General features: G+C 32.4%; 12 protein-coding genes and 1 CRISPR repeat array (1 of these 13 cut by a window edge). Of the genes, 9 read left to right on the top strand and 3 right to left on the bottom strand.

All coding sequences use genetic code 11. The features are described from left to right. The first annotated feature begins 3 nt into the window (after positions 1-3). Positions 4-1,131 (top strand): peptidylprolyl isomerase, encoded by a 1,128-nt coding sequence (locus R2808_RS06210; RefSeq protein ID WP_371270096.1) that lies wholly within the window; start codon positions 4-6, stop codon positions 1,129-1,131. A gap of 52 nt (positions 1,132-1,183) precedes the next feature. Here R2808_RS06210 and R2808_RS06205 read toward each other — a convergent pair whose 3' ends face one another. Continuing rightward, positions 1,184-2,632: a glyceraldehyde-3-phosphate dehydrogenase gene (locus tag R2808_RS06205; RefSeq protein WP_371270095.1), complete on the bottom strand. Its 1,449-nt coding sequence runs from the start codon at positions 2,630-2,632 to the stop codon at positions 1,184-1,186. Between the two features lie 127 nt (positions 2,633-2,759). Beyond that, a complete protein-coding gene (locus R2808_RS06200) occupies positions 2,760-4,157 on the bottom strand; it encodes a Do family serine endopeptidase (protein WP_371270094.1) in 1,398 nt (465 codons plus the stop codon). Positions 4,158-4,344: 187 nt separating this feature from the next. Here R2808_RS06200 and R2808_RS06195 point away from each other — a divergent pair, with 187 nt between their 5' ends. The 7 genes from R2808_RS06195 to R2808_RS06165 all read left to right on the top strand — a co-directional run bounded on the left by R2808_RS06195 (position 4,345) and on the right by R2808_RS06165 (position 9,657). Next, positions 4,345-4,788, top strand: a complete 444-nt coding sequence (locus tag R2808_RS06195) for a SlyB protein (RefSeq protein ID WP_371270093.1) — start codon at positions 4,345-4,347, stop codon at positions 4,786-4,788. Positions 4,789-4,798: 10 nt separating this feature from the next. Further along, entirely contained in the window at positions 4,799-5,581 is a 783-nt protein-coding gene (gene dapF / locus R2808_RS06190; RefSeq protein WP_371270092.1) for a diaminopimelate epimerase, read from the top strand. Positions 5,582-5,683: 102 nt separating this feature from the next. After that, positions 5,684-6,316 carry a hypothetical protein gene (locus R2808_RS06185; RefSeq protein WP_371270091.1) on the top strand — a complete coding sequence of 211 codons (633 nt, stop codon included), beginning with the start codon at positions 5,684-5,686 and terminating at the stop codon, positions 6,314-6,316. Between the two features lie 7 nt (positions 6,317-6,323). Next, positions 6,324-6,854 (top strand): GNAT family N-acetyltransferase, encoded by a 531-nt coding sequence (locus R2808_RS06180; protein WP_371270090.1) that lies wholly within the window; start codon positions 6,324-6,326, stop codon positions 6,852-6,854. 3 nt (positions 6,855-6,857) lie between these two features. Then, positions 6,858-7,898, top strand: a complete 1,041-nt coding sequence (gene mltG / locus R2808_RS06175; protein ID WP_371270089.1) for an endolytic transglycosylase MltG — start codon at positions 6,858-6,860, stop codon at positions 7,896-7,898. A 6-nt stretch (positions 7,899-7,904) separates the two neighbouring features. Next, positions 7,905-8,909 (top strand): DUF2279 domain-containing protein, encoded by a 1,005-nt coding sequence (locus tag R2808_RS06170; RefSeq protein WP_371270088.1) that lies wholly within the window; start codon positions 7,905-7,907, stop codon positions 8,907-8,909. Between the two features lie 97 nt (positions 8,910-9,006). Beyond that, on the top strand, positions 9,007-9,657 hold the full coding sequence (locus R2808_RS06165) for a peptidoglycan-binding protein LysM (RefSeq protein WP_371270087.1): 651 nt from the start codon (positions 9,007-9,009) through the stop codon (positions 9,655-9,657). Between the two features lies 1 nt (position 9,658). Here R2808_RS06165 and R2808_RS06160 read toward each other — a convergent pair whose 3' ends face one another. Continuing rightward, positions 9,659-10,381 (bottom strand): SAM-dependent methyltransferase, encoded by a 723-nt coding sequence (locus R2808_RS06160; protein WP_371270086.1) that lies wholly within the window; start codon positions 10,379-10,381, stop codon positions 9,659-9,661. Between the two features lie 221 nt (positions 10,382-10,602). Between R2808_RS06160 and cas9 the strand changes: the two genes are divergently transcribed. Further along, a complete protein-coding gene (gene cas9 / locus R2808_RS06155) occupies positions 10,603-13,965 on the top strand; it encodes a type II CRISPR RNA-guided endonuclease Cas9 (RefSeq protein ID WP_371270085.1) in 3,363 nt (1,120 codons plus the stop codon). An 83-nt stretch (positions 13,966-14,048) separates the two neighbouring features. Next, a CRISPR array of direct repeats spans positions 14,049-14,519; the repeat unit is 36 nt; unit sequence GTTGTGGTTTGATTAAAGATTAGAAATTACGATATT; it runs 3,875 nt beyond the window's last position.

The raw sequence follows: 14,519 nt of genomic DNA, 5'->3' as shown, positions 1-14,519 counted from the left end.
AAAATGAAATCGTTAATAATAATTTTAAGTATTACTTGCTCTTTAGTATTTGCACAAACTCCAAAAGAAGACGGATTGTTTGCTGCTGTTAAAACTAATAAAGGCGATATTGTTCTAAAATTAGAATACCAAAAAACGCCCATAACCGTAGCTAACTTTGTAAGTTTAGCCGAAGGTACAAACACCGCTGTAGAAGATAAATTTAAAGGAAAACCTTATTATAACGGATTAAAATTTCACCGTGTAATTCCTAATTTTATGATTCAAGGTGGCGATCCTACAGGAACAGGAACAAGTGGACCTGGTTATAAATTTACCGATGAAATTACCGATTTAAAACACGATAGCGCAGGAATACTATCTATGGCAAATGCTGGGCCTGGTACAAATGGCTCACAATTCTTTATTACCCACAAAGATACACCTTGGTTAGATGGCAAACATACTGTTTTTGGCAAAGTAGTAAGCGGACAAGATGTGGTTAATACAATTGTTCAAAATGATATAATAGAAACTATTACCATTATTAGAAACGGAAAAGAAGCTAAAAAATTTGATGCTGCAGAAATCTTTTCAGATTATATGGCAAATAAAGAAGCTCGCGACAATGAAATAAGAACTAAACGACAAGAACTAGCAAAAGAACAGCAAGCAATAGCTCTACAAAAACAAAAAGAATTAGAAGCAAAATTTGCACCTATTTGTGCTAGCAAAAAAGAAGAATTAGAAGAGCAAAAAGCAAAAGCTATAACTACTGCTTCTGGTTTACAATATGTAATAACGGAAAAAGGAACTGGCGAAAAACCTGCTGCTGGTAGCAATGTAAAAGTTAATTATTCTGGATTTTTAGAAAACGGACAATTATTCGATTCTTGTGTAGAAGAAGTTGCCAAGCAATTCGGAAAATTTGACGAAAGACGTGCTGTTGCAAACGGCTACAGCCCAATGCAAGCCACTATAGGCGGCGGACGATTTATTAAAGGTTTCGATGAAGGTTTAAGTTTATTAAACATTGGCGACAAAGCTATTTTATTTATCCCTGCCGATTTAGCTTATGGCGAAAAAGGAGCTGGCAATGTAATTCCGCCAAATAGCAATATTATATTTGAAATTGAAGTAGTAAATAATTAAAAAAATCCGAGCAGTGCTCGGATTTTTTTTTAAATAATAATAAATTAACCTATTAATAATACGTATAACGTCGTACTTTAGAAATGTATTTTGCCAATCGAATAACTTGGTGGCTATAACCATATTCGTTATCGTACCAAACATATAGCACAACGTTTTTACCATCGGCAGAAACAATTGTAGCATTACTATCAAAAATAGATGGAGCCGAACTTCCTACAATATCTGACGATACTAGCTCGTTGTTTAACGAATATTTAATTTGCTCAACTAAATTCCCTTCAAGAGCATATTTGCGCATGGTATTGTTTAATGCTTCTTTAGAAGTAGGTTGGTTTACTTCTAAATTTAACACTACTAGCGAACCATTTGGAACAGGAACACGAATAGCATTTGACGTTAATTTTCCTGTTAAACTAGGCAATGCTTTGGCAACTGCGCTACCTGCGCCTGTTTCGGTAATTACCATATTTAAGCCGGCAGCTCTACCTCTACGGTATTTTTTGTGCATATTGTCAACCAAATTTTGGTCGTTTGTATAAGCGTGTATAGTTTCTAAATGTCCTTTTTCTACACCATAAGTTTCTTCCATTACGGCTAAAATTGGCGTAATAGCATTAGTTGTACACGATGCTGCCGAAAAAATTGTAACCTCATCAGGGTTATACTCGTTGTGGTTTACACCATATACTATATTAGGTACACCCTTTCCTGGCGCGGTAAGTAAAACTTTATCGACACCTTTAGAGGTTAAATGACGTTTTAACGCTTCTTCTGTAGTAAAGGCACCTGTGTTATCAATTACTAAAGCGTCTTCAATTCCGTATTGTGTATAATCTATTTCTTCTGGCGAATTTGCTGTAATAATATGAACTGTTGTGCCATTTATTAGTAACGCATTATTTTCTACATCGGCTTGAACAGAACCTTGAAAATCGCCATGAACCGAATCGTGTCTTAACAATGAAGCTCTTTTTTCTAATAAAACCGCATCATTTTTATCGCGAGTTACAATAGCACGTAAGCGTAATTGTTGCCCCTTACCCATTTTACTCATCATTTCGCGCGCTAATAAACGACCGATACGACCAAAACCATAAAGTACAACATCTTTTGGTTTAATTTCAGAATAATCTTTTGCATCTCTTAGTTTATCGATAACAAAAGCTTTAGCATCGTTATATTTATCGTCTTCTAAATGGTATTCGTAAGTTAGTTTTCCAATATCAATTTTCGATGGTGGCAAATCTAAACTTTGAATAGCTTGTGCAATTTCAACCGAGTCGAAAATATTAATGGGTTTTTGAACAAATTCGCCAGCATATTCGTGTAAATTTATAATATCGCTTACATTTCTATCGATTAACTGATTTCGAAATAAGACCAATTCAATAGATTTATCGTACCATAAATCGCTAATAATTTTAATGAACTCTACACACGCCTTTCGTCTATCGGCTTGAAAAGCAAGCTCTTTTTCGTATAAAGAAGAAGTACTCATAAAATAAAAATAAAGTGTTGTTTATAATTTTTGGCAAAAATACTGATTTCAAACGTTTTCGTAAACTTTTTTGCCTAAAAAAAATCTGCACATTAAAAGTGCAGATTTTTACTTTGTTTTTATTTTGTTAAAAAATAGCCCGCATTCGTTGTCCACTTGGTAATAATAATTCGTATTGCGATCTGCTGTTTGAACCTTTTTCTTTTAAGTATTTAACTAAAGCATCTGAGCTATTTATTTTTTTACCATCAACCGCAAGTACAACACTTCCTGTTAAATCATCGGCATATTGCGCATAATCGTCATTTGTTATCGATTTAATTTTTACACCGCTGTTTATACCAATTTCTTTCTTTTCGGCGGTAGATAAATCTTCAAATTCAAAACCATTTACTTCGTAAGAGAGCAATTCTCGTTTTGATAATTTTACGGGAATATTTTTTTCTTCTTCGTTTCGTATAACAGTAACATTTACTACATCATCTGGTCGTTTGGTGTTAATGTAAGCCGAAAGCTGCGAAAAACTATTAACATTATGATTATCGAGTTTTACAATAATGTCGCCCGATTTTATACCTGCTTTTTCTGCACCCGATTTTGGTGTTACATCGTTAACATAAAACCCTTGAGTGTTTGAAATACCTATTTTATCGGCAACAGCACTATTTAATTCTTGACCTTGAACACCTAAAACACCTCGCTGTACGTTGCCGTATTGCATTAAATCTTCAATAATTTTGCGTGTAATATTTGACGGAACTGCAAAAGAATAACCTGCATAGCTACCTGTTGGCGAAGAAATCATAGTGTTAATTCCTATCAATTCGCCACGCGTATTAACTAAAGCGCCACCGCTATTGCCAGGATTTACTGCCGCATCGGTTTGTATAAACGATTGCAAACCTTCGTTACTTAAATCGCGAGCTTTTGCCGAAATTATTCCTGCCGTAACAGTAGAATTTAAATTATAGGGATTACCAACTGCTAAAACCCATTCGCCAACATTAATTGCTTCCGAATCGCCAAAAACTATATAAGGTAATTTGTCGTTTGCTTCAATTTTCAACAATGCAATATCCATTTTAGAATCGGTACCTATTAACTTAGCTTTATAACTCTTATTATTATTAAGCGTTACTTCCAATTCGTTTGCGCCATCAATTACATGATTATTGGTAACAATATAACCATCTTCTGAAATTATAACACCAGAACCTGTGCCTACTTGCTCTTGTTGCTGTACACCGCCTCGAGAACCATAGAAAAATTCCATAATAGGGTTGTAAACTCGTCGTGTAGAAACATTTTTTACGTGCACTACGCTATGTACAGCTTTATCTGCCGCCAACGTAAAATCGGTAGTAGTTTCTGTGCCTAGTGCAACATTTTTAGTATAGTTTGGTGTAGCTAAAGTAGCAACTCCGTTTGTTTGGTGTAATTTAGGTTCAAAAAACAATTTATAAGCCCCTAATGTAACAGCACCACTAAAAAGCGATACTAAAAGTAAATTTCCTAATCTTTTCATAATCTGTGTAGCTTTTAAATTCTATTGTAAAATTAATGACAAAATTTTAACAAAAAATCAGTTTAACGCACGATTAACAATGTTTAACTTTTTTTTAAGGTTAACTCTTATAAGTAATCCATCTTGTCTTACATATATACAATACTTTTCTTTAAATTTGTAGCAATAAAAACTCAATAAACAAGATATGACTTACAAATTAATACCAATTGTATTTTTATTAACACTTCTTTTTTCTTGTGGTACTAAATCACCTGAAATAGCTAAGCTAAAAGCTAAAGAAGAGGTTTTGGATTTATATCAAGAACTAAACAGTTTAAAAATTGATTATGAAAAAGAAAAAATCGAAAATGAAGCGTTAAAAAAAGACGTAAAAAACCTTAATAGCAAAGTAGACCAAAAAACTTATAGTTTTTCCACAGATACAGAGCCTGAAACTATTGCAAGCGAAGCTAAAGCGACACGAAAAGCATTAAACAAAGCCGAAAAAAACAATAGAAAATTAGCCAAAAGCAACAAAAAAATAGAAAAAATTCAACGTAAAATAGATAAAACACAAAGCGAAATAGACGAACTTAATAAAAAGATAAAATTTATAGACAACAAAAAAGTTGAAGAAATAACCAAATAATTATTTTTCTATGGAATTATCTTTTTATAAGTACCAAGGCACAGGAAACGATTTTGTAATGATAGATAATCGAAAAAATATTTTTCCTAAAAATGACAATACATTAATTAAGCATTTATGCGACCGTCGTTTTGGAATTGGAGCTGATGGATTAATTTTGTTAGAAAATCATCACTCATATGATTTTAAGATGGTTTATTATAATGCCGATGGTAATGAAAGTAGTATGTGTGGTAACGGTGGACGGTGTTTAGTAGCGTTTGCAAAACAATTGGGTATAATAACATCTAAAGCCGAATTTGAAGCCGTAGATGGTTATCACTACGCAACAATAGATACCGAAAATATTGTTTCTTTACAAATGATAAATGTTGATGATGTTAAAGTTGAAAATAATTATACCTTTTTAAATACAGGTTCGCCGCATCACATAGAATTTGTAGAAGATGTAAAAAATGTAAATGTAAAAGAAGAAGGTGCTAAAATTCGTTATTCTGATTTGTATGGAAAAGCTGGAAGTAATATCAATTTTGTAAATCAAGTTGATGGAGATACTTTTTCGGTACGAACGTATGAACGTGGTGTTGAAGACGAAACATTATCTTGCGGAACAGGAGTTACAGCTGTTGCTTTAGCAATGTATGCCAATCATAAAACAGATTCACACAAGGTAAATTTAAATGTTGAGGGCGGAAAATTAGCAGTTAGTTTTAACGAAAACAATGGAAAATTTTCAGATATTTTTCTAATTGGACCTGCACAATTTGTTTTTAAAGGTAAAGTAAACTGCTAACAACCTTAGAAACCGAAAATCAACATTTAAAAGAAGAAGTAGTTTTTTTAAGAAAGCTAGTTGAAGGAAAATTTTAAATAGAATACGTATATTTGTTTTTAAATGACTATAAAAGATGAGCTACACAATGTCTTTTCAGGAACGTACAAAGTTAGGTTTGGAACAACTATCCAAACAATTGCCAGTTACCTTGAAAACTGCACGCGAGCAAGCCAAGTGGTTAAAGGAACAAAGCACTTCAAAGAAGAAGAAAAAGAGAAATTAGAGCTTTATATTTCTAAAAATAATTTATGGTTAAATACTATTGATTTTTCTCAATATGTAAGTGAAGGAGCCGAACAAAAAGTATATTTAGTAGATTCTGAGCATGTTTTAAAGTTAAACGATTCAATTTATTATACTTCTTGGGTAGATTATTTTCACAATTTATTACTTCATAATTATTTTTTTGCTGATACTGCTTATGAGTTGATTGGTTTTACAAAAAATGATACTATTTTATATGCAGTTGTTAAACAAGCGTTTGTTTCAATTACGAATAAAACCAATTTGAACTTGGTAAAAGAATTTTTAACCCAAAATGGTTTTATAAATACTCGAAATAACGACTATTATAACAGTGAGTTAGGAATAATTTTAGAAGATTTACATGACGAAAATGTATTAACCAAAAATAATACATTGTATTTTATTGATACTGTTTTTTATGTAACTGATGTATTTTGGCAAAAATAATTTACAAATGACTTTAAAAGGAAAAAATATCTATTTACGTGCACTCGAACCCGAAGATTTAGAGTTTATCTATGCTATTGAAAACGACGAATCGGTTTGGGAGGTTAGCCATACACAAACGCCTTATAGTCGCTACTTAATTCGGCAATATTTAGAAAATGCACATCAAGACATATATGAAGCCAAACAATTGCGATTAGCAATCTGTTTAAACAATTCACATAACGTAATTGGTTTAATCGATTTATTCGATTTCGACCCACAACATAACCGTGCAGGAATTGGCATTTTAATTCATCAATTTCAAAATAGAGGAAACGGAATAGGTTCAGAAGCACTTCACTTATTAATTGAATATTCATTTTCATCATTACAACTACATCAACTATACGCAAATATTAGTACCGACAACCAAATTAGTTTACAACTTTTTACTAAATTTGGTTTCCAAGAAATTGGAACCAAAAAACAATGGAATAAAATAAATAACGTTTACAAAGACGAAATTTTATTGCAATTAATTAACCCAAAACACTAAACATTGAACATTAAAAAAATCTTAACAATAGCGGCTGTTGTAGGCGTAGTTATCGCCGCAATTATTACGTACACTATTTACAACAAAGCTTTTAGCCCTAACACAACTTTTGTACAAAACGAAGTATATGTATATATTCCTACTAACGCTTCTTTCGAACAAGTAAAAGAAGAAATTAGTCCGTTTGTAAAAGATATGGACAAATTTGAATTTGTAGCCAAACAAAGACAATATACAACCAATGTAAAATCGGGACGCTTTTTATTTAAAAAAGATATGCACAGCTACTCATTAGTACAAGCTTTACGACAAAACTTACCTGTTAGAGTATCGTTTAACAACCAAGAAACAGTAGCACAACTAGCCGGTAGAATTGCCAATCAACTAGAACCCGATAGTTTAGCCTTATACAACGCTTTTTCAAATCCAGAATTATTAGCCGATAATAATTTAGACACCGAAAACAATTTAAGTTTATTTATTCCTAATTCGTATGAATTTTTTTGGAATACATCGGCCGAAAAAATTGCTCAAAAATTAGCCAAAGAACATCGAAAATTTTGGACAGACGCACGTTTACAAAAAGCAAAAAACTTAAATTTAACACCACAAGAAATTTCCATTTTAGCATCAATTGTACAAAAAGAAACCGCAAAAGTTAGCGAACGTCCTCGCGTGGCTGGCGTTTATCTTAACCGTATGGAAACAGGAATGCCACTACAAGCCGACCCAACTATTATTTATGCTATTAAACGTGAATCGGGAAATTTTAACCAAGTAATAAAACGCGTTTTAAAAGCCGATTTAACAATTAATTCGCCTTACAACACGTATTTAAATGCTGGCTTACCACCAGGACCAATAGCCATGCCCGACATCTCATCTATCGATGCTGTTTTAAATGCCGAAAAACACGATTATCTCTATTTTTGTGCCACACCAGATAAACCTGGTTATCACGCTTTTGCATCAAATTATAACCAACATTTAGTTAATGCCCGAAAATATGCAAACTGGGTAAACAAACTCGGAATAAATCGTTAATTGTTTTTGAAACGAAATTACAGTCTATATCAGCAAGCCTTATTCCTGCTTTCGTCTTTAGTGCCGCAAAAAAAAATACTTTTTTTTGCGAAAGCTATCGCCTCAATCAGGGTTAGTTGGGCTTTCATTTTCTTACTGGCTAGCTGTTTCAGTTTTTCACAATCAAAAATAAATACATTTCTAACACCAAGCGACACGTTAAATAAAAACCGAAAAAAAGCAGTACTACTTACAGAAAGTGCTTTATTAGGCACAACATTAATTGGATTAAATCAATTATGGTATAACGATTTTGAGCAAACCTCTTTTCACACTATTAACGATAGCGACGAATGGTTGCAACTCGATAAAATAGGACATTTTTACAGCACTTACCATTTAACACGATTAGGTGCCGAATCCTTAGCGTGGAGTGGCACAACACAAAAACAGCAATTAATTTACGGCTCCACATTAGGTTTCGGTTTTTTAACCACAATAGAAATATTTGATGGTTTTTCGTCCGAATGGGGTTTTTCTTGGACAGACATGATAGCAAATGTTTCGGGTACAGGTTTATATGTATCACAAGAGTTACTATGGAACGAACAGCGAGTAACAACTAAATTTTCATTTCATACCACAAAATATGCCGTTCAAAATCCAGATAAATTAGGAAATTCATTCAGCGAGCAACTCGTAAAAGATTACAACGGACAAACCTACTGGCTTTCGTTTAATTTACATTCATTTGCAAAAAAAAGTAAACTTCCAAAATGGTTAAACCTAGCTATTGGTTATGGCGGAAACGGAATGCTCTTTGGTACAAATTCGGAAGCTCTAGAAAACGGTTTTTATCAAAATCCAAGGCGTCAATTTTATTTAAGTTTAGATCTCGATTTAACGAAAATAGAAACCAAATCGCATTTTTTAAGTACTATTTTTTCGCTATTTTCTACTGTAAAAATTCCTGCGCCCGCACTTCAAACAAATGATTTCAAAGGGTTTAAAGCCTACATACTCTACTTTTAGAAAAATTTAACACACTGTAAATCAATATTATAAAATATTTTGTATCTTTGCAGGCGAAAATTTCAGAAGGGTGACAGACACTGAGAAATAAAAATTTATGATAAAAAAAGGGTTGTATTTTTTAGGATTAACCGTCCTTGTACTACTAGTTTCGTCTGGTTTTGGAACAGCCGAAATTAATAAATTAGAAGGTTTTCATGTTAATGAAAATGAAAATTTAGTTTACAACGTAGCTGTTACAGATGTAACCAACGATTTGAACGCCGAACAAATTGTTGTTCCGTTTATGGGTAAAACCTATGTAGGTTTTAAAGAAGCCATAGCCTTTAAAGAATCGAGAGGTAAAATTCATTTGGTAAATCCTTTTGGTTATATGGGCAAATACCAGTTTGGAAAAAGCACCTTACGAACTGTAGGTATTTACGATTTTCAAGAATTTTTACGCAATGCCGATTGGCAAGACAAAGCTTTTAAAGCCTTAATTGCACGAAACAAATGGGAATTGCGCAAAGAAATTGAAAAATATTGCGGTCGCGAAATTAATGGTGTCGAAATTACCGAATCGGGCATTTTAGCGGCTGCGCATTTAGGCGGTGCTGGCTCTGTAAAAAAATACCTAAAAAGCAACGGAAGAAGAGGCTTTAAAGATGGCTTTGGTACTTCGTTGCGAAGCTACATTAAAAAATTTGGAGGTTACGATGTTTCCCACATTAAAGCCGATAAAAACGCTAAAGTAAAATTAAGTTAGTTTAGTATTTATGAATAATAAAAATGCAAGGTCGCTTATGTAAGTCGGCCTTGTTTTTTTTCCACTCTTTTATACTTTTTGTTTTAATAAATTCTGTAGGAAGCGTAATATCGCAAGCTACGCATAAATTAGTATTTGGGTGTAGTGTTTCAACTAAAGTATCGAGTAATTTATTATTTCTGTATGGTGTTTCTATAAACAATTGCGATTGATTTTTTTCTTGCGATAATTTTTCGAGTTGTTTTATAGTATTTTTTTTATCGTGAGCATCTATTGGTAAATAACCATTAAAGGCAAAACTTTGCCCATTCATTCCGCTAGCCATAAGTGCCAATAAAATAGAACTTGGACCCACAAGTGGTACTACCTGAATTCCTTTTTCGTGTGCCATTTTTACAATAACCGCACCTGGGTCGGCAACACCTGGGCAACCTGCTTCACTCATTAAACCTATATTAGCGCCGTTAAAAAGCGGTTGCATCATTTTAGTATAATCGCCTTGCTCGGTGTACTTGTTTAATAAACTTAATTGTAATTCGGATTGTTTTTTTTCGGGTTGAATACTTTTAATGAATCTGCGCGCTGTTTTTTCATTTTCTACAATATAAAAGTCGATAAAATCAATACTTCTTTTTATGGTTTGTGGCAAAACATCATCAGGATTCATTTCGCCTAAAGTTGTGGGAATTAAATAAAGTTTACCAAATAAAGATACAGGTTTCATAGTAAAAATATAAACCACAAAAGTAATAAAAAAAGTCCCACCGAAGCAGGACTAAAGATTTTCATCTACGGCATATAGCCTTATTGTGATAAGATTAAAGATTAGACAATTTTAATCTGTTACAAATGTAATAAAAAAACAGAATACGTTGATTACGGTTTTACGTAATGTTATTAATTTTCTTTTTTTTATTTTTAAAAACTTAATTAACAAACACTATTATGGCAAGAATTTTAGGATTAGATTTAGGAACGAATAGTATTGGGTGGGCATTGATAGACGATGTTCAAAATAAAATTATAGGAATGGGCAGTCGAATATTTCCTATGGGAGTAGAAAATTTAGGCGAAGGCGAAGGAAGAGAAATGTCTAAAAACGCTACCAGAACAGATGCTCGTGGGGTAAGACGTCAATTTTTCAGGAGACGATTACGAAAAAAAATATTACTGAAAGCTCTTTCAGAAAACAAGATGTGTCCACTAAAAGCTTCAGATTTTGAAAATTGGAAAAAAACTAAACAATTTCCATCTGAAAAATTAGTGGAATGGTTTGCATTAAATCCTTATGAATTAAGAAATAAAGCACTTTCTGAAAAATTATCTTTGGAGGAAATTGGTCGCATATTCTATCATTTAATACAACGTCGTGGTTTTTTAAGTAATAGTAGAAAAGGTAGCAGTGACGACGGTGCAATTTTTAAAGGTAACGCCAAAGAAGGGAAAATTGGTATTACAGAAACGCAAGAACGTATTCAAGATAAAACTTTAGGTTCGTATTTGTATGAAATTTATCCAAAAGATAAAGAACACTTTCAAAATGGGCTGGAAAGAATTCGTAACCGATATACTACTCGTAAAATGTATGTGGATGAATTTGAAATGATTTGGAACAAACAAGCTCAGTTCCATTCTGAATTATCGGAAGATTTAAAAACACTATTAGGCGGTCGAAAATTAGACGGTTACCCAGCCGATGGAATTTTATTTCATCAACGTCCGTTGCGTTCACAAAAGCATTTAGTAGGAAATTGTTCTTTTGAACCCACCAAGACTAAATGTCCTATTAGTGTTATTTCATTTGAACAATTTAGAGTTTGGCAATGGGTAAATACTGTAGAATATAATGGAAAGAAAATTTCGCAAGCTGATAAAGAAAAAATCGTTGATTTTTTGTATGCCAATGAAAAACCCGATTTTAAAAAAATAAGAAAAGCAATAGGGAAAGAAAGTGCCGAGTTCAAATTTAATTACAAAGATGACGACAAAATTGTAGGCACGCATACCATCTCTAATTTGTCTAACAAAAAGTTTTTTGGAAAAAAATGGTTTGAGTTTACCGAAAAAGAGCAAGAAGATATTTGGCACATTTTGTATTTTTTTGATAGTAAATCGAATTTAAAGGAATACGCTATCAAAAATTGGAATTTCACAGAAGAACAAGCCGAAGCAATTTCAAAATTTAACGTTAAAGACGGTTATTCTAGTTTAAGTAGAAAAGCCATTTCCAATATTTTACCTTTTTTAAAACTTGGTTTCACATATGATGTTGCGGTTGTACTTGGTGGAATAAAAAATGTTTTCGGGTCAGAATGGGAAAAATTATCCGACGAAAAAAGAAATTATTTGTTGGATAATGTTGAAGGAATAGTGCGTTCAAAAAACAAAGGCGGATTTATCGATATTATTAAAGACATTTTGAGAAATGATTATGCTGTTTCAGATAATCAAATGAAAAAATTATACCATCACTCTGCAACAATTGATGCTACTGAATTACTGAAAAAATTACCTGTAGGTAAAGAAGCAGATAAAGAAATTCAAAAAATTAAAAATCCAATTGTGATTACGGCGCTGTTTGAATTACGTAAATTAGTCAATGAGTTAATTGACGATTTTGGTACAATTGATGAAATCAAAGTAGAAATGGCACGCGACTTAAAAATATCCAAATCGCAACGCAACAAAATAAGACGCGACCAAAAACGTTTAGAAAAAGAAAATGACAGAGTTAAAGCAAGATTATTAGAGGAAGGACAACGCATTACGCACGACAATATTTTATTATATAAATTGTGGGAAGAATGTAAAAAAACGTGTCCTTATACTGGAAATCCTATTCCATTACACAAATTGTTTACAGGCGAAATTCAAATAGAACATATACATCCTTGGAGTCGTTCTTTGAATGATAGCTTTACAAATAAAACACTTTGTTACGCAGATGAGAATAGAAAAAAAGGCGACAAAACGCCATACGAATTTTATGGAAGTGACCAAGCCAATTGGTCGGCTATCAAAGAAAGAGCATTGAAACTGTTCTCTGATACTAAAGAGTATCCAAATGCTTACCAGAAATTTAAGCGATTTATACAGCAGAAATTCGATGATGATTTTACTTCACGTCAATTAAACGATACACGATATATTAGTAAAGAAGCAAAAAACTATTTATCACAAATTTGCAAGATTGTTATGGTGTCACCTGGACAAGCTACATCAAACTTACGCCAAAAGTGGGGTATGAATAACATTTTGAATGACGAAAATGAAAAAACAAGAGAAGATCATCGCCATCATGCAGTTGATGCTTTGGTTATGGCTTGTACCAAATTGTCTTATGTGCAAGAATTATCGCGATGGAATCGCTATAATCGAACTCACGAAATGAAAGATTTCCCTTTACCATGGGAAACGTTTAGACGAGATGCCGAAATTGCGGTGGATAAAATTTTAATTTCTCATAAAAAAGTTTCCAATGATATTACTATTAGAACTCACAAATGTGAAAAAAACGGCAAAACGCACATAAATATAGGCGTAGCTGCACGCGGGCAATTGCATAAAGAAACCATATTTGGTAAACGAACTTTTAATGGAGAAGAAGCTTTTCATATTAGAAAACCAATAGAATCATTAACTACTGAAAAACAATTAGACAAAGTAGTAGACGAAACCATTAAAGCCCTAATTAGAAAAAAAATTCATGAACTAGGCGGTTTTGTAAAAGGTGCAATTCCAGCCAATACATTTTTTATATCAGACGAAAACGGAATAAAGCAACCCCAAATATTTTTACCAAATAAAAATGGAGCACCAGTTCCAATATTAAAAGTAAGAATGAAAGAAAATATTGGTGGAGCCGAAAAATTAAAGGAAAATGTAAACCAATGGGTAAATCCAAGAAATAACCATCACGTTTTGATTTACAAAGATGACAAAGGAAACCTAAAAGAAGAAGTGGTAACATTTTGGACGGTTGTAGAACGCAAACGAACAGGGCAATCAGCATATCAATTACCAGTTGATGGAAAAGAAATGGTTACCACCTTGCATATAAACGATATGTTTTTATTGGGATTAAATGAAGATGAGATTAATTGGGAAAAACCAGATTATGATTTATTAAGAGACCATTTGTATAGAGTTCAGAAATTGTCATCATCTGATTTTTCATTTAGATATCATAAAACATCAACTTTAGATAATAAATCGGAAGAAAAAAGAATACAAAGTTTAAAGGCTTTTTCAAATATTAATCCGATTAAAGTGAAAATTTCGGTTTCAGGAAAAATTGAAAAGTTGTAAATTTGATAAAATAAGTTCATTGAAATAAAATTTCAAATTCTTTAACAGCTCAAACCGCAACGGAGTTTCTACGAAGTCACTCTGTTGTGGTTTGATTAAAGATTAGAAATTACGATATTATAACGAAATAAAGGAAGTAGCCGAAATAGGTTGTGGTTTGATTAAAGATTAGAAATTACGATATTCATCATAGAGTTTAATGAATATTTTTTTTGTTGTGGTTTGATTAAAGATTAGAAATTACGATATTCGAGGAAAGAAAATAATTGTTGATTTTCTTGTTGTGGTTTGATTAAAGATTAGAAATTACGATATTAATTGTAGTGGGTAAAAAAATAGCAGCATGGTTGTGGTTTGATTAAAGATTAGAAATTACGATATTTTCTGGTTACAATCAAAATGGTGATTCTGTGTTGTGGTTTGATTAAAGATTAGAAATTACGATATTAATAAATCGGCTATTTTACCCAATTTTTTAGTTGTGGTTTGATTAAAGATTAGAAATTACGATATTAAATTTAGAAAAACAAAAACAATTAAACATGTTGTGGTTT

It is taken from the genome of Flavobacterium sp. (genome assembly GCF_041392005.1).
Classification (GTDB): Bacteria; Bacteroidota; Bacteroidia; order Flavobacteriales; family Flavobacteriaceae; genus Flavobacterium.
This window is presented reverse-complemented; position numbering and strand designations above follow the sequence as displayed.